This is a genomic window from Rubellimicrobium roseum, from assembly GCF_006152145.1.
GTDB lineage: Bacteria > Pseudomonadota > Alphaproteobacteria > Rhodobacterales > Rhodobacteraceae > Rubellimicrobium > Rubellimicrobium roseum.
In genome coordinates this window covers 1-19,715 of sequence record NZ_VDFV01000031.1, presented here as the reverse complement: position 1 = coordinate 19,715, position 19,715 = coordinate 1, and the positions used below count along the sequence as shown (strand labels likewise).

Below are 19,715 nucleotides of genomic sequence, written 5' to 3'. Positions count from 1 at the left end.
CAAGATCGAGCGGCATGCTGGAAGCTGCCTCTAGCCGTCCAGGAGCGACGGGTCGCCGCCGCCATAGGAGCCGTCCTCGGCGACGAAGTCGCCCCCCCGGGCCTCCTTGAGATGGCGAAGCGCCCGGACCTGCCCGGTCATCTCCAGTTCCCCGCGGTAGACCGGGTCGTGCCAGCCCTCGATGTCGATGGATCCCGACCACCCGGCGAGCCGCAGCTCGCTGATGATGTCGCTCCAGTTCGAGTCGCCGAAGCCCGGCGTCCGCATGAACACGAAGGGCAGCTTGCCGAAGATGCCGTGCTCCCGGATCACATCCCAGCGCACGGTCGCGTCCTTGCCGTGGACGTGGAAGATCCGGTCCGCCCATTTGCGGATCTGGGGCAAGGGATCGATCAGGTAGACGAGCTGGTGGCAGGGCTCCCATTCGAGCCCGAAGTGCTCCTCGGGCGTCTCGTTGAACAGGAGCTCCCAGGCGTCGGGATTGTGGGCGATGTTCCAGTCGCCCGTCTGCCAGTTGCCGTCCATCGCGCAGTTCTCGAAGGCGATGCGCACGCCCTTGTCCGCCGCCCGCCGCCCGAGCTCCGACCAGACCTCGCGGTACCGCGGCAAGCTTTCCGGCAGCGGCTTGCCCCGGACGCGGCCGGTGAAGCCCGCCACGCAGGTCGCTCCGAAGTGGTGGGCGCTGTCGATGCAGTCCTTCCAGCCCTGGAGCGTGTCACGGTCGAGGGGCTGGTCCTCCAGCGGGTTGCCAAACATCCCCAGGGTCGAGATCGTGATATCGCGGTCGCCGACGGCGTCTCGGCAGCGCCTTCCCAGCTCCGCCAGGTCCTGGCCGTTCGTGGTCTGCCAGAAGAAGGGCTCGAAGCTCTCGAAGCCCAGATGGGCGATCTGCGCGATCCGGTCCGCTGCCTCGCCGCCCGAGGCGGAGACCATCGTGCCGATGCGGATGCTCTTGGCGGGGTCGCTCATGCGGTGGTCCTTTCGAGGTCGGTGCCCTCTACGGGCATGGGGGCCCCGGCCTCGGCGCTCCGGATCGCGCCGAAAACCATCGCCAAGGAACGGATGTTGTCGCGGGCGTCGGTAAGGGGACGGCGCCCCTCGCGCAGCGCCCGGGCAAAGTCGAGGATCACCCCCGCATGACCTTCGGCAGGAAGATCGGTCTCGGGCACGGGGACCTCCTCCAGCGGACGGAAGAACCCCTCCCCGCCGGCGACGCGATGCGCCTCGATGCCCTCGTTTCCATCCCAGAGCACGGTCCCGCGCGTGCCGACGATCCGCCAGGACGCTTCCCAGGCGGTGTTGGCCCCCTCGGCCACCCACGAGCCGCGATAGGTGAAGGCGACGCCCCGCTCCATGTCGAACAGCGCTTCGGCGGCCGCGCCGTGCCGGTACCACGATCCCTGCGGGTTGGTCTCCCTGCAGTAGACCCGCGCCGCGTCGAGCCCGCTGAGGAATCGCGCCTGGTCGAAGGTGTGGATCGCCATGTCGAGGAGGAGGACATGGTCCATCTCCTCCCGGAACCCTCCGAAGTGGGCGCCTATGAAGAAGTCCGAGTGAATCGCCGTGAGCTCGCCCAACGCGCCCGAGGCCAAGAGCGCACGCACCCGCCGGATGCCGGGCAGGTGACGGCGGTTCTGTACCACCCCATGGATGCGCCCCGCCCGTTCGGCCGCGGCGAGGAGACGGCGCGCCTCCTCCATCGACGTGGCGAGCGGCTTCTCGGACAGGACGTGGCAGCCGCGGGCCAGCGCCAGCTCCACGACGCCCGCGCGGGCGGGGGGGACCACGAGATCGAACACGGCATCGGGCCGGACCATGTCGATCATCGCCCCGAGGTCGGCACCGACAGGCACGTCGAGCCCGTGCTCCGCCCCCCGCGCCCGGGCCACGCTTTCGTCGAGGTCCACGAGGCCCACGACCTCCACCTCGGCCGCCAAGGCGGGTGTCTCGCGGATCGCCCGAAGCCATCCGTTGGACATGGCTCCGCAGCCGGCCATCACGGCACGCAGCATCTTTTCCTCCCGGTGGGCGCCCTCGTTCGGAGCGGGACGCCCTCTCCTCCAGCCGGGGCGTCCGCTCCTCCGGACCACCACCGTAAACGTTTCCGACGCTACCGCTCGGCCGCGCTTGCTGTCAAACATCTTCGAAGGGATCAGCCGAGGAGGAGAGCGGATGAGCGGGATCCGGGCGCTGGCGCGGCGGTTGGAGCTGTCGATCGGCACGGTGTCGCGCGCTCTCAACGGGCGGCCCGACGTCAACCCCGCCACGCGGGACCGCGTTCTCAATGCCGCGCGGGAGATGGGATACCGTCCGAACCAGTCTGGCCGGGCGCTGCGCCACGGCCGCACCAGCACCGTGGGCCTCGTCATGGAGACCGGCAACCCCAGCACTCTCGGCGGCGATAGCTTTTTCATGTGGCTGGTGGACGCGCTGCAGGAAGAGCTAGCGGTTGCAGGCCTCGACCTCGTCATTCTGCCCTGCCACTCGGCCGACGACCCCATCGCCTTCTTGGAGCGCCAGGTGGCCCGTCGCGCCGTGGATGCCCTGATCATCAGCGCTACCCGGAGGCAGGATGCCCGCATCGCCTACCTCGCGGGGAGCGACACGCCGTTTGTTGCCCTTGGCCGAAGCGAGACGCCGGGCGACTACGCCTGGATCGACCTCGACTTCGAGACGGTCGCGCGCGAGTCGGTGGAGCGGCTCGCCGCGCTGGGTCATCGACGGATCGCCGTTGCCGTGCCACAGGGCGACGCCAACCTCGCCCACCTCTACCTCCGAGGCTATCGCGCCGCGGTGGCCGCGCTCGGCCTGCCCGACGACCCCGCGCTGGTGCTCCGCACGAGCGCGAGCGAGAACGGCGGCGTCGAGGTCGCGCAGGCGATCCTGGCCATGGACCCGCGGCCGACGGCGGTCATGCTCGGACACGAGATGATGGCGATCGGCCTTTACAGCACGCTGGAGCGGGCGGGCCTTCGGCCCGGCGCGGACCTGTCGGTCGTGGGCTTCCGCCAGAACCCGCAGCTCGGCTTCCTGTCGCCGAGCCTCGCCTGCTTCCGGCTCGACCTGGGCGAGCTCGGCCGCGCCCTGGGCCGTTCCGTGGTGGATGTGCTCGCCAGCCCGGCGGGCCTCAAGCCCGGCCGTCTCATCTGGCCCATGGGCTTTGAGCCGGGCCCCAGCATGGAGCCGCCACCCCTTTGAGGGTGTAGCGCTCCGAGCGGCCAAGGCACCAGCCGCGGGGCCGTCGAGTCGAGCAAGAGACTCGTAGGCCCTTGACCCTGCCTTGGCCGGCTACGGAGTCCCTCGGCTCACAACCGCTGCCAGGCGGATGCTTGAACGCGTGCCCAGGACCCTCGACGCGCAGGGCCTACCGCCCCACCGGCCCGGGTCGGCAGCATGATGGTTATCGGACCGACTTCAGTGTCAGCCATTCGAGGGCCTCACGCTTCAAGACGGGCCGCTTCGGACCAGGCAGGGGCAGGACGAGGCGGCTCAGCCTGGGACAAGCCGCACGAGAGTGCGTTTGACTGATACGGTACTGGCCACTGAGCTTCGAAACGAGAGACGGATATCAGCCGATGCGCCTCCCCTGCGCGTCAAAGGCGTGCAACCGCAATGGGTCGGGCCATAGCGTGATGCGAGCCCCGACGCCGAGGTCGAGGTTGCCATGTACCCGTGCCAGCAGGATGCCGTTGTCCCGCGTCTCGCAATAAAGGTTGGTGTCGGACCCAAGGCGCTCGACGATCTGGATCTCCGCCGGAAGGCCTGGGACGCTGCTGGGCGCGAGGCTCAGATTCTCGGGGCGGACGCCCAGCGCCGTCACATTCGAGGGAGCTGGCCAGACGATGCCCTCCGCGATGCGGAGGCCGCCGGGCACTGGGGTTCCCTCGATGATGTTCATGGCGGGCGAGCCGATGAACTCCGCCACGAAGCGGTTGGCTGGCCGCTCGTACAAATCCATGGGTGTGCCCACCTGCTGGATCTGGCCCGCGTTCATCACCACGATCCGGTCCGCGAGCGTCATGGCCTCGACTTGATCGTGGGTCACATAGACGGTTGTCGTTCCGAGCCGGCGATGCAGCCGTGCGATCTCGAGCCGCATCTCGACCCGCAGCGCAGCGTCGAGGTTCGATAAGGGCTCGTCGAACAGGAAGGCGGCGGGCGCGCGAACGATGGCGCGACCCATCGCGACACGCTGCCTCTGACCGCCGGACAGCGCGCGCGGATAGCGTTCGAGAAGGTTCTGCAGGCCCAGCACCTCGGCCGCCCGCGCGACTGGCCCTTGACGCTCCGCCTTGGGCCGACGTGCGATCTCCATGGGAAAGCCCATGTTCCGCGCAACGGTCATGTGCGGGTAGAGCGCGTAGCTCTGGAAGACCATGGCGATGTCGCGGGCGCGCGGCGGCACTTCGTTCATCCGACGCCCTCCGATGGCGAGCTGCCCGGACGAGATGGGCTCCAGCCCCGCGATCATGCGCAGCAGCGTGGACTTGCCGCAGCCTGAAGGCCCCACGAGCACCACGAACTCCCCGTCGTTCACGACGAGGTCCACGTCGCGGAGAACCTCGACGTGCCCGTAAACCTTGGCGATGCCGCTCAGTTCGATGCTTGCCATGTGTCTAGCCCTTCACCGCGCCGGAGGTGAGCCCCTGCACGAGGTAGCGTTGGATGAATGCGAAGAAGAGGCAGGACGGGATCAGCGCCAGAACGCCCGCGGCCATCATCTGCCCCCAGTCGACCGAGAACTTGGACACGAAGTTGAGGAGACCCACCGGGAAGGTCATGCGGTCATCGTCCCGGATCAGCATCAGCGCGAACAGGATCTCGGACCAGGCGGCGGTGAAGACGAAGCCCAGCGTGGCCCCCAGGCCCGGCAGCGTCAGCGGCAGGATCACCTTGCGCAACGCCTGCATTCGCGTGCAGCCATCCATCATCGCGGCCTCCTCCAGGTCCTTGGGTATGCCGTCGAAGAAGGACTGCATCAGGAAGATGGCGAAGGGGATGTTGAACGCCGTGTAGACGACGATCAGGCTTGGGAGCGTATTGAGCAGTCCAAGCCCAGCGACGATCCGGTAGATCGGCGCGATGATCATCAGGAGCGGGAACATCTGCGTCAGGAGCAGGAACGCCACGACCCAGCGCTTCCCGCGGAACTGAAACCGCGAGAAGGCATAGCCGCCCCCCGCCGCGATCAGGGCCGTGATCGCCGCCGTGGACAGCGACACGATCACGGAGTTCACGAAGAACTGGAGGAAATCCGAGGCGAGGACGGCGCGGAAGTTGTCCCAGGTGGCCGTCGAGGGCCAGTAGCGCGTCCCCTCGGAATAGATCAGCCGGTCGGGCGTCACCGCGATTTTCACGAGCCAGTAAAGCGGGAACAGCGCAAAGGCCACATAGGCGGCGACGGCGAGGTACTTGCCCGCCACGAGGACCGGGTTGGGGCGGCCCAGCGCCGCCATCAGTGGCGCACCAGCCGCGACCGCACCACCAGCAGGAGCGCCGCATAGACCATGAGAAGAAGAAGCAGGACGACCGCCACGGCCGACGCGTGGCCGAAGTCGAGCCGGCGGAAGGCCGTGGTGAAAATGTAGGACGACAGGATCTGCGTCGAGTTGGCGGGACCGCCGCCGGTCATCACGTAGATGAGGTCGGCGAAGTTGGCGATCCAGATCGCCCTCAGCATCACCGTTATGGCGATCATGGGTGCGAGGAACGGTAGAGTGATCTTCGTGAACGTCTGCCAAGCCGAGGCGCCGTCGATCTCGGCGGCCTCATAGAGCTCGCCCGGGATGGCGGACAACGCGGCCAGCAGGGTGATGGCAAAGAACGGCACGCCGTACCACACATTCGCGAGGATGGGCCCCCAGAGCGCCGTGTCGGGGTTGCCGAGGATGTTGTACGGCTCCTCAATGAGGCCCAGCGCAAAGAGCCAGTGGGGCACGGGCCCGATCACCGGGTTGAGCAGCCAGGAGAAGGTGAGCGCGGTCAGGAAGGTCGGCACCGCCCAGGGCAGGAAGACCAGCGCCTGTACGATCCGCTTGCCATGGAACTGCGTGTTCAGCAGGAGAGCGAGCCCGAGCCCTAGGGCGAACTGGAGGACCACGCTCGCCCCCGTCCAGATCAACGTGTTGCGCAGCGCGCGCCAGAACTGCGGATCGCTCCACAGGTCGCGATAGTTGCGCAGCCCCACCCATTCGGCTGCGCCGGGGCGAAGCAGGTTGAACTCGCGGAACGAGTAGCTGAGGCCGATGGCCAAGGGCACCAGCATCACCAGCCCGATCAGCAGGAGCGAGGGCAGGAGGTAGAGCCACGGCTCCACCACCAGCGCCCCATAGACGCGGGCGAATCGCCCCCGGGGTTCCCCGGAGGCGTCGGCCAGGGCCGCGCTCAATTGGCCTCCTGATACTTTGCATATTCTGCCGTCAGGTATTCGGCCCACTGGTCGGCCATCTCCTGCGCCGTGATCTCGCCCAAGAGCGCCTGCTGCGCCGTCTCGATGGAGAGCTGGTCGGCGAAGTAGCCGAAGCCTTCGAGGTACGACGGCATCGACAGCGGGATGTAGGTGTCGGGGTTGTTGAGCTCCTCGAACCAGCCGGCGAACTGCTCGGTCCGGAAGAACGGGTCCTGGTCGGCGCCCTGGTGGATCGGGATGACCCCCACCCGCTGGGCCCAGACCGAGTTGGACTCGGGCGAGGACAGGTGCGCCACGAGACTCCAGGACTCGTCCGGGAACTCGGTCGCGTTGAAGATCGACCAGCCGGCGTAGCCGATGGTCGGGAAGGCACGCCCCCCCGGCCCCACCGGCATGGGCATGACGGCGAAGCTCTCGGGGTCCATCCGGTCCGCGATCCCGATCAGCGCGTCGGGGTCCTGGTCGAGGAAAGCGCAGGTGCCCGAGTAGAAGCCCGCCACGATCTCGTTGAAGCCCCAGTTGATGCTGTCGCGCGGCGCGGCGCCCGACGTGTAAAGGTCGATCAGCATCTGGAGCCCCGCGACCGAGCCGGGCTGGTTGATCGTGGACTGGCCGTCCTCGGTGAAGAACTCGGGGCTGTCGTTCATCGCGGCCGCGAACATCATCCAGCCGTTGGTGCCGCCGGGACCACCCCGCAGGCAGTAGCCCGACTTGCCTTCCATCTCGCTCACGGCCTTCGCGGCGGCGACGAACTCCTCCATGGTGCGGGGCGGCTCGGCCACGCCCGCCTGCTCCAGCAGGTCCTTGTTGTAGAACATGGCGCGCAGGTAGAACCCATAGGGGATCTGCTCCAGCTTCTGGGCGGCGGTCATGCTGCCCATCCGCACCGTCTGCTCGGTCAGCGTGCCGCCATGCTCCCACTCGGCCACATAGGGCCCGAGGTCCACGAGCTGCCCCGCCGCCGAATACTGCGCGAGCCAGCGGTCGGGCATCTCCACCACGTCGGGGATGTCGCCGCCGGCCACCATGGTCGCCAGCGTCTCGAAGGCCTGCCCCCAGGGCAGGCTCACGATCTCGACCGTGTGGCCGGTCTCCTGCTCCCAAGCGGAGACCAGTTGCTCCAGGATCTCGGTCCGCTCGGGCGAGGTGATGACCTCGACCAGGGTCAGGTCGGCGGCCCAGGCCCCGCCGGTCATGAGCGCCAGCGCGGCGCTGGAAAGCAGTCCGGTTCGCATCGTCATGTGTAACTCCCTTGGGTTGGTACGGGCGGCCTCTTGGCGGGCCGTGCTTGTCGTTTGTTCAGGCGGCAGCCACCTCCAGCGCGGCGGCGAGATCGGCCCAGAGGTCCTCGGCGTCCTCCAGCCCGAGCGACAGGCGCACGAGGCGCGGGCTCACGCCAAAGCGCTGCGGGGCGTTCTTCTCGCCCGACTGCTTCAGCGTGATCGCTGCGGGAACGATTAGGCTCTCGAACCCGCCCCAGCTCACGCCCAGGCGGAAATGCTTCAGACCATCTGCAAGGCGGGGAATGTCGATCCCTTCGGCCAGTTCGATGGACAGGAGGCCCGACCGCCCGGTCAGCCCCGGCGTCGCGTTCGGCCCCGGCGACCGGACCCGCGTCACCTCGGGCCGGCGGGCCAGCCGGTCCACGAACAGGTTTGCCGTCGCTTCGTGCATCCGCATGCGCGGCACCAGCGTCCTGAGGCCCCGGACCAGCAGCCAGGCCTCGAAGGGCGCGAGCTTGGCGCCCAAGAGCGGCAGCGTCAGGTCGCGGATCTTACCCACCACCTCGGCCGTTCCCACGACCACGCCGGCTACCGTGTCCGAATGGCCGGAGATGTATTTCGATGCCGAATGGACCACGACGTCGATCCCCGACTCGATCGGGCGCTGGTGGACCGGCGTCGCCCAGGAGTTGTCCAGCACCGTCATCGTTCCATGGCGCCTCGCATGGGCGGCCGCGCGTGGCAGGTCGATGACGTCCAGCACCATCGAGGTGGGGCTTTCGAGATAGGCCACGTCCACGCCCCGAAGCAGCTCCGCGTCCTCCGCGAAGGCCTCGGGCGAGTGATAGCTGACCTCGACCCCCATGGGTCGCAGCACCCGCTCCAGAAGCCGGTAGGCGTCGGGATAGACGTGCTCGACGCAGGCCACGCGCGCGCCGGGCCGCGCCAGGGCCAGGGCCAGGAGCGTCGCCGAGATCGCCCCCATGCCGCTGGCGAAGGCCACCGCCGCCGCCCCGCCCTCCAAGTCGGCCATCATGGATTCGAAGGCCGCGACGGTGGGGTTCTGCACGCGGGTATAGAGCGGCTCGTCCGACGCTCCCATCATGCGCGCCTCGAAGGCCGCGTAGTCGTCGAAGGCAAAGAGCGAGGTCTGCTGGATCGGCGGCGTGATCGGTCCCGCCCCATCGCTCCAGGGCTTCGTCAGGCGGGTGGCGATGGACAGAGGGCCCGTCATCGGTGTCCTTCCATGACCGCGCGGGCGGCCGCCTCGGTGTCTTCGAGGATGCGGGCCATCCAGTCGGCCGCCTCGTCTGCCCGTCCGGCGACCACGGCCTCGGCCAGGGGGCGGTGCATCGGGATCGTGGACGACCCGAGCTGCGGCATCCCGAACGGGGTGGCGTAGACCTCGTCGAAGGCGCGCTGGAGCTGGCCGATGATCTGGCCGAACAGCGGATTGCCGGTAGCCTCGTGAATGGCGGCGTGGAAGGCCCGATCGGCCGCGCGCCAGTCGCCGCCGCCATCGAAGATCACCATCAGGTCGAGCATGCGGGCCGTGATCCGGTCCCGGCTTGTCGGGGCGGCGTCCCGGGCCGCCAGCCGCACCGCCTCGATCTCGAGCGGGCGCCGGACGGCGAGCGTGCGCAGCAGGCTCTCGGCTTCCAGCGTGACGGCCAGGGGGAGCGCCAGCGTCCGCCCGGTGATCGGCGCGGCCAGGACCGTCCCGGCACCCTTGTTGCGGCTCACGATCCCCACTCGCGCCCAAGCGGTCAGGACCTCGCGAAGCCTGTGACGCCCCACGCCCAGGCGGCGAGCCAGCTCCGTCTCTGGCGGCAGGCGATCCCCGGGCTTCAGCCCTTCGGCGCTCACCAGCGCCACCAAGCCGTCCATCACGTCATGCCCGACGCGCGTCTCAGGACTGGCTATGTGCAGGGAAGCGACCATGCGACGTCCGGGGCTATTCCACCTGCAGCCTCGCTCATTGTCGGACAATGTCAATAACTATGTTGGACAAAGTGGAAGCCGCCATCACGCGCCGGCAGCCCAGCGCCGGACCAGCCGGAGGCCGGCCTCGGTGTGGCGCAGCGCCGGGGTAGGGTCGTGGATCGCCAGTCCCCCCGCGATCCAGGCGCGCCAGCAACGGCCCACGCCGGACAGGACATAGGGGCGACGATGAAGCCCTGGCACTCCACGCGCAGACAGTCTGTTATCTCTGGGCCCCACGTCCGTTCAGCACGGTGATCCCATCGCCCAGGGCCGCGATGAACCCGGCCAGGCCCACAGCCGAGGTCTCGGCCTTCACACCGGTCAGGCTCGGCATCCATGCCCGCAGCGCGGCCACGTCCACCCCCGACAGCGACCGCCCCAGGTACTGGGCGCGTTCTGGATGGCGAGAGGCAGCGCCGCCCCCTCCCCCACCCGGGCGAAGGCCTCGATGTACTCCGCCGCCCCGTAGCTCCCGTCAGCGGCGGATGCAGGATGGCGAGGGCGGCCCCGGCGTCCTCGTCGGCGCGCAGAATCTCCCGCTGCTCCGTCATCGGGTTCGCGGCCACGGTGACGGACAGCGGCAGCCCGCCCGCGTCCTCGGCCGCCCAGGCGATGGCCGTGCGCTTCTCGGCCAGCGACAGCCGGCCCACCTCGGTGGCGAGCACCAGGATTACGATCCCGTCGGCCCGTTCGCCCGCACATAGTCCGCCTGAGCCCGCATCGCGCCACGGTCAAGCCGTTCCTGCGAGGCCCAGAGCGCGAAGAGCACGCAATGAACCCCCGTCACCATCCGGCGATGGACCCGACCCGATGGCGCCAGAGCGGCGCGCGCCAGCGGTGGCCGACCTGCGCCGCCCGCTTTACAGCGGCCTCGTCCACCTCGATCCCGAGGCCCGGCCCCGTGGGGATATGGAGAAACCCGTCCCGCAGGATCAGGTCATGGCCGGGCAGCAGGTTGTCCGTAACCTCGCCTCCGGCGTTGTAGTGGATGCCCCGTGACTGCTCCTGGATAGAGGCGTCGTGGCAGACGGCGTCCACCCGGAGGCAAGCCGCGAGCGCGATGGGCCCCACCGGGCAATGCGGCGCGAGCGCGACGTCGTAGGCCTCGGCCCAGTTCCCGATCCGAACCGTTTTGCTGATCCCACCCACATGAGCCGGGTCGGAGTTGATCACCTGCGCGATGCGCCGCTCGAAGAGGTGCTTGAACTCGGACCGGTTGCGCAGGCGCGTCCCGCCCAAGGCGTCCTCTTCCCTGTAGCCCACGAGGACGGCCGAGCCGCTGCAGGACGGCCGCTAGGAAGTTGCCTCCGCCCCCTGGGTCCAGACCGTGACGCGCGGCCGGTCGCTGTAGCCGAGGCCCGGTCCATCGAAGGCGAAGAAGCAATGCCGGAGCGCCGCCTCACCCACCGGGCCGCGCGACAGAAAACCCTGGATCATCCCACCGTTCCCGTTCGAGAGCACGACCGGCGAGCCGGTCCCGCGCTCAAGGTCAGGGAGGCGGAGGCCCTCAAAGTCAAAGAACCGGACTACCAAGGGATGACGGCACTCGGCCTAGATCGGGCGGTGGTGATCGACGAGCGCGAGCGCGCCCAGCGTCCCCCAAATGGTCGCCATCGTGAGGACCGAGGGCCGCGGAGAAGCGCCGGCCGGGTCCCGCACCGACCGGGAGGCCGGCGGCGAGGGTCGCAGGATGAACATGACTGGCGACCCGAGCGATCATGCCGTCTTTTTGTGATCGGGGTGACGGCCCTTCAGGCGGCGCGGAGCCGCGCCCGCTCCGACGGCGGTCGCCTGGTCACGAACTCGTCATCCCGCCCGGGCCGAGGGTCCGGCATCGTGAGGTCTGGTATCGACAGGAGGGACCCATGCGCCTGTTCCACGCCTTCGTCGTTCTCGGACTGCTTGCGACGCCCGCGCTGGCCCATCACGGCTGGCGCTGGACGGCCGACGGCGAGTTCTCCCTGACGGGCGTCGTGACCGAGTCCCGGCTCGGCAACCCGCACGGGGTCCTCACCGTCGAGGCGAACGGCGAGTCCTGGACCGTCGAGGTCGGCCAGCCCTGGCGCAACGCGCAGGCGGGCCTGTCGGACGACATGCTCGCCCCCGGGGCGGAACTGACCGCCGAGGGTCACCGCTCCACCGACCCCGCGCAACTCCTCATGAAGGCCGAGCGCATCGTGATCGGTGGCCAGTTGCACGACCTCTATCCCGACCGCTCGTGACGTTTCCGGAGGCGCTGGAGGCGACCGCGCTGGCCCAGCACCTGCGGGCGTCGCGCTGGGCCTATCCCCTCGTGAACGCCGGGCATGTCGCAGGGCTCGGGCTGCTGGTCGGGGCGGTCGTGCCGATGGACCTGCGGCTCCTGCACCTCGTGCCCGGCCCGGAGCCCGCGGCGGTCGTGGCCTTCCTGCGGCCCTTCGCGGTGGCCGGGCTCGTGATGGCCGGCGTCTTCGGCGGCCTGCTTTTCGCGACGGCCGCGACCGACTACGTGCAGAACGGCTGGTTCCGGCTCAAGATGGCGCTGCTCGCGGCCGCCCTCGTGAATGCGGGACTGCACGTCCGGCTCGGGGCGGCCGGGACCCGCGCCGGGCAGGCCATAGCCGCCGTCTCGCTCCTGCTCTGGCCGCTTGTGCTGCTGGCGGGCCGGATGATCGGCTACAGCTAACGGGCGCGGCACAGTCGGACGTGCCAGGGACGGCCGGCGTCGCGGATCAGGGAGCGTCCCACACGGGCTGCCGCTCCGGCTCGCGGAAGGCAAAGCGCACGAGGTGGCTCCAGACCACGCCCTTGAGGCGGTCGAGCGTGCCCTCGTCCTCCGCCTCCACCCGGATGGCAAGGCCCGCAGGCTGGGCGGAAAGATGCGCCCGCCCGCCGGTGAACTCGATCCGCCCCTCGGTGTCGGACCACTCGGCGGTGGTCTTGTGGGCGAAATGCTTGCAGAGCTGCGCGAGGTACTTCGCGCCCTGCTCCGTGTCGAAGCGCGTCTGGGCCGTCCGCATGGGTCATCAACTCCGAGTGTTTCTGTCGACTTAATCTCTGGACCTGTGCGGCACAACCCGCTAGCTGAAGGCTCGTCCGGCCCAGCCACGTCCCGCCAGCCATCCGCCCGGACCCATCAGCATCAGGAGACCTCCATGGCACGCACCCTCGTGCTGGCCGTGGCCGCCCTTGTCGCGGCCGCGCCGGCCCTTGCCCAGACCGTCACGGTCGAGACCGCTCGCGGGTCCGCCGAGGTGCCCGTCGCGCCCGACACGCTCGTCGTCTTCGACGTGGCAGCCATGGACACGCTCGACGCGCTGGGCGCCACGGCCGCCGGCGCTCCCGATCAGGTGACGCTCGACTACCTCCAGGACTTCGCGGCGAACGCTGAAGTCGTTGGCACGCTCTTCGAGCCGGACTTCGAGGCCGTGAACGCGCTCGCCCCCGACCTCGTCGTCGCCGGCGGCCGCTCGGCCGCACAGGTGGACGCGCTGGCGCAGGTGGCCCCCACCATCGACATGACCATCCCGGGCGACGATCTGGTGGGCACTGCTCTCGCTCGGCTCGACGCCTACGGCGCGCTCCTGGGCCGCGAAGTCGAGGCCGGGGCGATCCGGGCGGAGATCGAGGCCCAGCTCGCCCAAGCCCGCGCGGCCGTCGAGGGGCGTGGCACGGCGCTCGTGGTGCTCACCAACGGGCCCAAGATCTCGGCCTACGGCGCGGGCTCGCGCTTCGGCTGGCTCCACACCGACCTCGGATTGCCGCAGGCCGTCGAAGGGCTCTCGGTCGACAGCCACGGCGAGGCCATCGGCTTCGAGCTCATCCGCGACGCCAACCCCGACTGGCTGATCGTGATCGACCGCGCCGCGGCCATTGGAGACGAAGGCGCGCGGGCAGCCGAGACGCTCGACAACGCGCTGGTGGCCGAGACGACCGCCTGGCGCGAGGGCCAAGTGATCTATCTCCCCGCGGCAGAGTCCTACGTGGCGGGCGGCGGCGTGCAGGCGCTCGGACGCAACCTCGACCGCCTCCTCGAGGCCTTCGGGCCTGCGAGCTGATCGATGACGGCCCGGGTGACATGGGGCGCGGCGGCGTTGCTCGCCGCGCTGTCGGTGGCGAGCCTCCTGACCGGCGTGATCGACCTTGCACCGGGCGACCCGGACGCCTGGGGCGTGCTCGTCGTGAGCCGCCTGCCCCGCACCCTGGCCGTGATCCTGACCGGGGCATCCATGGCGGTGGCAGGCCTCGTCATGCAGATGCTGGTGCGCAACCGCTTCGTGGAGCCCACCACGGCCGGCACCGGCCAGGGCGCGGCCTTGGGCATCCTCCTCGTGACCATCCTCTGGCCCGGGGCGCCGCTCTTGGCGCAGATGGTGGTGGCGAGCCTCTGCGCGCTTCTCGCCACGGCGGGCTTCCTCGTCCTGGTCCGCCGGCTCCCGCCCACCCAGCCCCTCCTCGTGCCGCTGGTGGCGCTGGTCTACGGCTCCGTCCTGGGCTCGGTCGTGATGTTCATCGGCTACCAGCTCGACCTGCTGCAATACGTCGAGGTCTGGACCAACGGCGAGTTCTCGGGCGTGCTCCTGGGCCGCTACGAGCTCCTGTGGCTCTCGGGCGCGGTGGCCGTGGGAGCCTACTTCGCCGCCGACCGCTTCACCATCGTGGGGCTCGGGCGCGAGGCGAGCGTGAGCCTCGGGCTCGACTACGAGCGAGTGGTGCTCGGAGGGCTCCTGATCGTCGCCGTGGTCTCGGCGCTCACGGTCGTGACCGTGGGCATGATCCCCTTCGTGGGCATCATCGTCCCGAATGTCGCGAGCCGCCTCCTGGGCGACAACCTGCGCGCGACGCTGCCCGGGGTAGCGCTCCTCGGCTCCATTCTGGTGCTGGCCTGCGACCTCCTGGGCCGGCTGGTGCGCCATCCCTACGAGATCCCCGTGGGCACTGTCTTCGGGGTCGTGGGCGCCCTCGTCTTCTTGGCTCTCCTTTACGGCAGGCCCGGCCGTGCAGGATAGCCGGCTCCTCGCCCTGGCTGCGGCCCTCCTCGTCCTCTGCGCGGCATTCCTCACGTTGGGCGCGCAGGGAGACTGGGGCTTCATCCTGACTTGGAGGGGCGCGCGGCTCGCGGCTCTCCTCGTCGTGGGCACGGCTGTCGCCGTGGCCACGGTCCTGTTCCAGACCGTCAGCAGCAATCGCATCCTCACGCCCTCGGTGATGGGCTTCGACGCGCTCTTCGTGCTCCTCCAGACGGGCCTCGTCTTCAGCTTGGGCGGCGTGGGCGCGGCCGCGCTGCCCGCCACGGCGCGCTTCGCCCTGGAGGGCGGCCTCCTCATGGGGGCAGGGCTTCTCCTCTTCGGCACGCTCCTGGGCTCGCGGCGGCCCGACCTTCACCGCATGGTGCTCACCGGCCTCATCCTGGGCGTTCTCTTCCGCAGCCTCGCGGGCTTCCTTCAGCGACTGATCGATCCCAACGACTTCGTTGTGGCGCAGGCGAGCTCCTTCGCGAGCTTCGGCGCGGTGGACACCGAACTCCTGGGCCTCGCGGCCCTCCTCTCGGCCGCCGCCGCCGCGGGGGCCTGGGTCATGCGCCACCGGCTTGACGTGCTGGCGCTCGGACGCGACACAGCGGTGGGACTCGGGCTCGACCATCGCCGCGCCGTGCTCCTCGTCCTCGTCCTCGTGGCGGCGCTGGTGAGCGTCTCCACGGCTCTCGTGGGACCCGTCACCTTCTTCGGCCTCCTCGTGACCGCGCTCGCGCACCGCCTGATGCGGACCCACCGCCATGCCCTCCTCCTGCCCGCGGCGGCCCTGATCGCCGGGATCACGCTGGTGGGCGGGCAGATCGTGGTCGAACGGCTCCTCGGGCTCACCGCCACGTTGGGTGTGGTGGTCGAGTTCCTGGGCGGCTTGGCCTTCCTCCTCCTCGTCCTCAAGGAGCCGCAGCGATGATCGAGATCGACGGCGTGAGCCATGCCATCGGCGGGCAGCCCATCCTGTCGGACGTGACGCTGCGCCTGCCCAAGGGCGGAGTGACCGCGCTTATTGGCCCCAACGGCGCGGGCAAGTCCACGCTCCTGTCGCTCATGGCGCGGCTCCAGCGGCTCGAACGGGGCGCCATCCGCTTCGATGGGCTCGACGTCGCCCGCACCCCCACCGACCGGCTCGCGCTCAAGCTCGCCATCCTGCGGCAGGAGACGCCCATCGGCACGCGCCTCACCCTGCGCGACCTCGTGGGCTTCGGCCGCTTTCCGCACCATCGCGGCCGGCCCGGTCCCGGGGACCAGGAAAAAGTGGAGGAGGCCCTCGCCCTCTTCGACCTCCAGGACCTCGCCCATCGCTTCCTCGACGAGGTCTCGGGCGGGCAGCGCCAGCGGGCGCTGGTGGCCATGACCTTCGCGCAGGACACCGACTACCTCCTGCTCGACGAGCCGCTCAACAACCTTGACATGGCGCATGCGCGCCACCTCATGCGGACCCTGCGCGAGGTGGCCGACAGCCACGGGCGCACCATCGTGGCCGTCCTCCACGAGGTGAACTATGCCGCCGCCCATGCCGACCGCATCGTGGCGCTGAAACGCGGGCGGCTGGCCTTCGAGGGTCCCCCCGGCGAAGTCCTGACCGACGAACGCCTGGGCGCGCTCTACGGCACGCCCGTCACCGTCCGCGAGGTGGACGGCCACCGGGTCGCGCTTCACTACGCATAATGGTGCCGCCGGCTGAAAGACCCGCCATCGAGGCCCGTCCAGGTACACTGTTGGCTATCCGTGCGGCGAACCATCGAAAGGCACGAGCGATGACCCGATCCGGCATATCCCGCCTGCCCCACGCAACGGCGCTGGCAACGCTGCTCGGGCCATCCCTGGCCTTGGCGCAGGGCGTGCCGGTCGTGGATGTCTCGGGCGAGGAACCCGTCTTTCTCGGCACCATCGTCGTCACCGCCTCGGGCTTCGAGCAGAACGTGGCCGAAGCCCCTGCTAGGCCACCTGAGCGGCTAAGGCGCCGATCTCCGCATGGATCCCGTTCATCTCCTCAATGGGTTGGTCGGTTTCGGAGAGGAAGGCCACCACCAGAATGGGTACCCCCTTCGGCGGGACCAGAACTGCGATGTCGTGGATGTCGCCCTGCCCGCTCGTGCCGGTCTTGTCGCCCACCGTCCAGCCTTCGGGCACCCCCGCGCGAATGCGATCATCGCCGGTCTTGTTGGCCACCAACCAAGCTAGGAGTTGCTCGCGCCCGGCGGTCGACAGCGCGTTGCCTAGAAGCATCCGCTGCAGCGTGGCAAGGTAGGCCAGGGGCGTGCTGGTGTCGCGCGGGTCGTCGGGCGTGCCGGTGTTCAGGTCGGGCTCGCGGCGGTCGAGGCGTGTTACCTCGTCACCAATCTCACGAAGGATGGCGGTGAAGCCCTCCGGGCCGCCCATGCTGTCGAGGAGAAGGTTAGCGGCGGCGTTGTCGCTCAAGGTTACAGTGCCCTCGCAGAGCGCTCCAACCGTGAGGCTCTGCCCCACCATCGGCTCCACCACGGGGGCGTATTCGACCAGATCCTCGGGCCTGACCTCGACCTCACGCGCGAGACTTTCCTGGCCCTGGTCCACCCGACGAAGCACCGCTCCCGCAAGCAGGGCCTTGAAGGTGCTGGCCATCCGGAACCGCTCCATGCCCCGCCAAGCGTAGGTCATGCCCGATCCGCTCTCCAGGATGGCGACTCCAAGACGGCCTCTACTGCGCGCCTCGAGATCCGCCATCGCCGTGTCGAGCAGGTCATAGACCCCGGACGGAAAGGACAGCGTCCAGGCAGGAGAAGCGGCCAAAGTGGCCACCAGCCCCGACGAGATCAGGAAGCTGCGACGTGTCTGCATACCATGCCTCATATTTTTTCTTGCGTAGAGGCTGGATATCGCGGCCCGCATTGGGCCACAAACGATGGTATCTCATCGCCAAGATTAGAATTCCTCATAGCTCGCATGGACCGCCCCCAGATCCCGCTCAATGCCCTGCGTGCCTTCGAATCCGCCGCGCGTCATCTCAGCCTGACCCGAGCGGCGGTCGAGTTGTGCGTCACGCAGGCGGCCATCAGCCACCAGATCAAGAGCCTAGAAGAGCGGCTGGGCGTGAACCTCTTCCGGCGCGTGCCGCGTGGGCTCGTCCTGACCGACGAGGGCGCGGCGCTGGTGCCAGTGCTGACCACGGCCTTCGATCGGATGTCGGACACCCTCGACCGCTTCATGGACGGCCGCTTTCACGAAACCCTGCATGTGGGTGTCGTAGGCACTTTTGCTGTGGGCTGGCTCATGCCGCGCCTCAGGGCGTTCGAAGCGCTGCACCCCTCGGTCGACCTGCGCATCTACACCAACAACAACCGTGTCGACCTTGCGGGCGAAGGCCTCGATCTCGCCATTCGCTTCGGCGACGGCAGCTGGCGGGCTACGGTGGCGGAGCGCCTGTTCTCAGCTCCCATGTCGCCGCTCTGCCGGCCCGAGGTGGCCCATGTGCTCGCCAGCCCACAGCACTTGGAGGGTCAGGCGCTTCTGCGATCCTACCGCGCCGACGAGTGGCCCCGGTGGTTCGAGGCGGCACAGGCGCCCTGTCCGCCCCTGCGCGGCCCCATGTTCGATACCTCACTCGCGCTGGCCGAGATGGCCGCGGCCGGGCACGGCGTGGCGCTCCTCCCCGTTCGGCTCTTTGCGACATATCTTGAGAACGGCCGGCTCGCTCGGCCTTTCGAAGCCGAGGTGGAGACGGGCAGCTACTGGCTTACGCGTCTCCACTCTCGCGAGCCCAGCCCGGCCATGCGAGCCTTCCGCGAGTGGTTGGTAGATGCGGCCAGGGCGGCCGATGAGCGACCGGACCTCCTTCGAGAAAACGCCCTATCGGCAACTGATCAGAGCTTGTGAGATCCAAAGTCACATCGCGCTGGAATAGAACAATTACTGGGTTCCCGCGGCGTGTACAAAGTCGCTGTGAGGCTCAGCCGCGCGAGGCTGCAACCCTCGCATGGACATCAGTTCGGCCAAACCCTCTTCGATGGAGATGACTGGCCGGTATCCCAGTTCCTTGCGAGCCCTGGCGGTGTTCAACGTCACCTCGACGGCCATGGTGGAGTACTCCTGGCGGCTGAGAGGACCAGTGACCCGCCCACGACCGATCGTGGCAAGTAACTCACTGACCTCGGCCAAGCTGCGGAGGACCAATCGCGGGACGATCCTGTTCGGCGCCTGAATCCCTTGCATGGCCAGTAGCTGGGACACAAAATCCCGAAAGAGGACGGCGCCTCTTCCGCGATGAAGTAGATTTCCCCACTCCGGCCTCCTTCCAACGCGCGTGCGACGCCTTCGCAAAGATTGGCGATGTGAGTGGTGGAGATCCGATACCGTCCGCCATCGATCCAGGCCATACGCCCTGACCAGGCTGCTTCGACGTGGTTTGGCATCGCCGTGGTGTCGTCGCGTCCCCACACGAACCGGGGCCGGATAGCGACAACCTCGAAGTCTGGGCCGGCGAATGAAAGCACCATACGCTCGGCGGCCGCCTTGGTCTGGCAATAGGAACCTGCCGGCCTGCGCGGGAAGGGCTGATCCTCGGCCGCATCCACTAGCGGCCGCCCAGCAAGCAGAACGGACTCGGTGCTGATAATAAGCGCTCGCCTGGCGCCAATTGAACGCGCCGACCCAAAGATGTTGCGAGTGCCCTCAAGATTTACCCAAGCTTGCTCGCGCGTGCCGTGCCCTGTGTCTGCCGCGGCATGAATCAGCCACTGGCTTCTGGTCATAACTCTTTCCAAGCCGGTCGCGAGCACATCACCTTCGATCGACCGGGCTCCTCGGCGACCTTGGCTGACTCGGGGCTCCGGGTCAGCGCGAGCACCTCCACGCCTCGGACTGTGTAGTGACGGATGAGGTTCTGGCCCACGAAGCCACCTCCACCAATCAGAAACAGGCGTTCGGACGTCATGACAACTTCCATGTGATAGGCGGGGAATGTGGCGGCGCCGAGCCGACAAGGGCTGTCAGACGGCGGTCAAGGCGTTCGGCCGTCCATGCGGTCAGGGGAGCGTGTCGGAGGCGTTGTTGCGCAACTCGAGTTGAGGCCGAGTTCGCCCCTTTCCCCTCGAGGTCAGGCGACGCGCGTGA

Annotated in this window: 21 protein-coding genes; 8 read left to right on the top strand and 13 right to left on the bottom strand. The window is 68.8% G+C overall.

Annotation, left to right across the window (positions count from 1 at the left end):
* Positions 1–30: 30 nt before the first annotated feature.
* Complete coding sequence (locus FHG71_RS16225) at positions 31–969, bottom strand: sugar phosphate isomerase/epimerase family protein (protein ID WP_139082748.1); 939 nt, start codon at positions 967–969, stop codon at positions 31–33.
* Positions 966–2,012 (bottom strand): Gfo/Idh/MocA family protein, encoded by a 1,047-nt coding sequence (locus FHG71_RS16220; protein WP_139082747.1) that lies wholly within the window; start codon positions 2,010–2,012, stop codon positions 966–968. Before FHG71_RS16220 ends, FHG71_RS16225 begins: the two co-directional genes overlap by 4 nt.
* Positions 2,013–2,172: 160 nt before the next feature.
* Here FHG71_RS16220 and FHG71_RS16215 point away from each other — a divergent pair, with 160 nt between their 5' ends.
* Positions 2,173–3,198, top strand: a complete 1,026-nt coding sequence (locus tag FHG71_RS16215; RefSeq protein ID WP_139082746.1) for a substrate-binding domain-containing protein — start codon at positions 2,173–2,175, stop codon at positions 3,196–3,198.
* Between the two features lie 370 nt (positions 3,199–3,568).
* Here the strand turns inward: FHG71_RS16215 and FHG71_RS16210 are convergent, their stop codons facing one another.
* The 8 genes from FHG71_RS16210 to FHG71_RS23635 all read right to left on the bottom strand — a co-directional run bounded on the left by FHG71_RS16210 (position 3,569) and on the right by FHG71_RS23635 (position 11,052).
* Entirely contained in the window at positions 3,569–4,612 is a 1,044-nt protein-coding gene (locus FHG71_RS16210) for an ABC transporter ATP-binding protein (RefSeq protein ID WP_139082745.1), read from the bottom strand.
* A gap of 4 nt (positions 4,613–4,616) precedes the next feature.
* Entirely contained in the window at positions 4,617–5,456 is an 840-nt protein-coding gene (locus FHG71_RS16205) for a carbohydrate ABC transporter permease (protein ID WP_139082744.1), read from the bottom strand.
* Positions 5,456–6,388, bottom strand: a complete 933-nt coding sequence (locus FHG71_RS16200) for a carbohydrate ABC transporter permease (protein ID WP_246045485.1) — start codon at positions 6,386–6,388, stop codon at positions 5,456–5,458. Before FHG71_RS16200 ends, FHG71_RS16205 begins: the two co-directional genes overlap by 1 nt.
* Positions 6,385–7,650 (bottom strand): ABC transporter substrate-binding protein, encoded by a 1,266-nt coding sequence (locus FHG71_RS16195; protein WP_246045484.1) that lies wholly within the window; start codon positions 7,648–7,650, stop codon positions 6,385–6,387. The genes FHG71_RS16200 and FHG71_RS16195 overlap by 4 nt, the downstream gene beginning before the upstream one ends.
* A gap of 58 nt (positions 7,651–7,708) precedes the next feature.
* Positions 7,709–8,866 carry an aminotransferase class I/II-fold pyridoxal phosphate-dependent enzyme gene (locus FHG71_RS16190; protein WP_139082743.1) on the bottom strand — a complete coding sequence of 386 codons (1,158 nt, stop codon included), beginning with the start codon at positions 8,864–8,866 and terminating at the stop codon, positions 7,709–7,711.
* Positions 8,863–9,573 carry a FadR/GntR family transcriptional regulator gene (locus tag FHG71_RS16185; RefSeq protein WP_246045483.1) on the bottom strand — a complete coding sequence of 237 codons (711 nt, stop codon included), beginning with the start codon at positions 9,571–9,573 and terminating at the stop codon, positions 8,863–8,865. Before FHG71_RS16185 ends, FHG71_RS16190 begins: the two co-directional genes overlap by 4 nt.
* 825 nt (positions 9,574–10,398) lie before the next feature.
* A complete protein-coding gene (locus FHG71_RS16180; protein ID WP_218014123.1) occupies positions 10,399–10,854 on the bottom strand; it encodes an enolase C-terminal domain-like protein in 456 nt (151 codons plus the stop codon).
* Positions 10,855–10,908: 54 nt separating this feature from the next.
* On the bottom strand, positions 10,909–11,052 hold the full coding sequence (locus FHG71_RS23635; RefSeq protein WP_176559454.1) for a hypothetical protein: 144 nt from the start codon (positions 11,050–11,052) through the stop codon (positions 10,909–10,911).
* A 428-nt stretch (positions 11,053–11,480) separates the two neighbouring features.
* Between FHG71_RS23635 and FHG71_RS16175 the strand changes: the two genes are divergently transcribed.
* On the top strand, positions 11,481–11,837 hold the full coding sequence (locus FHG71_RS16175) for a DUF6152 family protein (RefSeq protein ID WP_139082741.1): 357 nt from the start codon (positions 11,481–11,483) through the stop codon (positions 11,835–11,837).
* On the top strand, positions 11,834–12,280 hold the full coding sequence (locus FHG71_RS16170) for a hypothetical protein (protein ID WP_139082740.1): 447 nt from the start codon (positions 11,834–11,836) through the stop codon (positions 12,278–12,280). Before FHG71_RS16175 ends, FHG71_RS16170 begins: the two co-directional genes overlap by 4 nt.
* A gap of 46 nt (positions 12,281–12,326) precedes the next feature.
* On the opposite strand, the gene FHG71_RS16165 is transcribed toward FHG71_RS16170, so the two are convergent.
* Positions 12,327–12,614 (bottom strand): DUF2218 domain-containing protein, encoded by a 288-nt coding sequence (locus tag FHG71_RS16165; protein WP_139082739.1) that lies wholly within the window; start codon positions 12,612–12,614, stop codon positions 12,327–12,329.
* Positions 12,615–12,749: 135 nt separating this feature from the next.
* Here FHG71_RS16165 and FHG71_RS16160 point away from each other — a divergent pair, with 135 nt between their 5' ends.
* From FHG71_RS16160 to FHG71_RS16145, 4 genes are read left to right on the top strand one after another with little or no spacing between them, the layout of a single operon-like run.
* Positions 12,750–13,652 carry a siderophore ABC transporter substrate-binding protein gene (locus tag FHG71_RS16160; protein WP_139082738.1) on the top strand — a complete coding sequence of 301 codons (903 nt, stop codon included), beginning with the start codon at positions 12,750–12,752 and terminating at the stop codon, positions 13,650–13,652.
* Positions 13,653–13,655: 3 nt separating this feature from the next.
* Positions 13,656–14,603 carry an ABC transporter permease gene (locus tag FHG71_RS16155; RefSeq protein ID WP_139082737.1) on the top strand — a complete coding sequence of 316 codons (948 nt, stop codon included), beginning with the start codon at positions 13,656–13,658 and terminating at the stop codon, positions 14,601–14,603.
* Entirely contained in the window at positions 14,593–15,537 is a 945-nt protein-coding gene (locus FHG71_RS16150) for an iron chelate uptake ABC transporter family permease subunit (protein WP_139082736.1), read from the top strand. Before FHG71_RS16155 ends, FHG71_RS16150 begins: the two co-directional genes overlap by 11 nt.
* Positions 15,534–16,292: an iron ABC transporter ATP-binding protein gene (locus FHG71_RS16145; protein ID WP_139082735.1), complete on the top strand. Its 759-nt coding sequence runs from the start codon at positions 15,534–15,536 to the stop codon at positions 16,290–16,292. Before FHG71_RS16150 ends, FHG71_RS16145 begins: the two co-directional genes overlap by 4 nt.
* 270 nt (positions 16,293–16,562) lie before the next feature.
* Here FHG71_RS16145 and bla read toward each other — a convergent pair whose 3' ends face one another.
* Positions 16,563–17,444, bottom strand: coding sequence for a class A beta-lactamase (gene bla / locus FHG71_RS16140; protein ID WP_139082734.1), 882 nt, complete (start codon positions 17,442–17,444; stop codon positions 16,563–16,565).
* A gap of 105 nt (positions 17,445–17,549) precedes the next feature.
* On the opposite strand from bla, the gene FHG71_RS16135 reads away from it, so the two are divergent.
* Complete coding sequence (locus tag FHG71_RS16135) at positions 17,550–18,479, top strand: LysR family transcriptional regulator (RefSeq protein ID WP_139082733.1); 930 nt, start codon at positions 17,550–17,552, stop codon at positions 18,477–18,479.
* 185 nt (positions 18,480–18,664) lie between these two features.
* Here the strand turns inward: FHG71_RS16135 and FHG71_RS24770 are convergent, their stop codons facing one another.
* Positions 18,665–19,585, bottom strand: coding sequence for an NAD-dependent epimerase/dehydratase family protein (locus FHG71_RS24770; protein ID WP_425467367.1), 921 nt, complete (start codon positions 19,583–19,585; stop codon positions 18,665–18,667).
* Positions 19,586–19,715 lie beyond the last annotated feature (130 nt).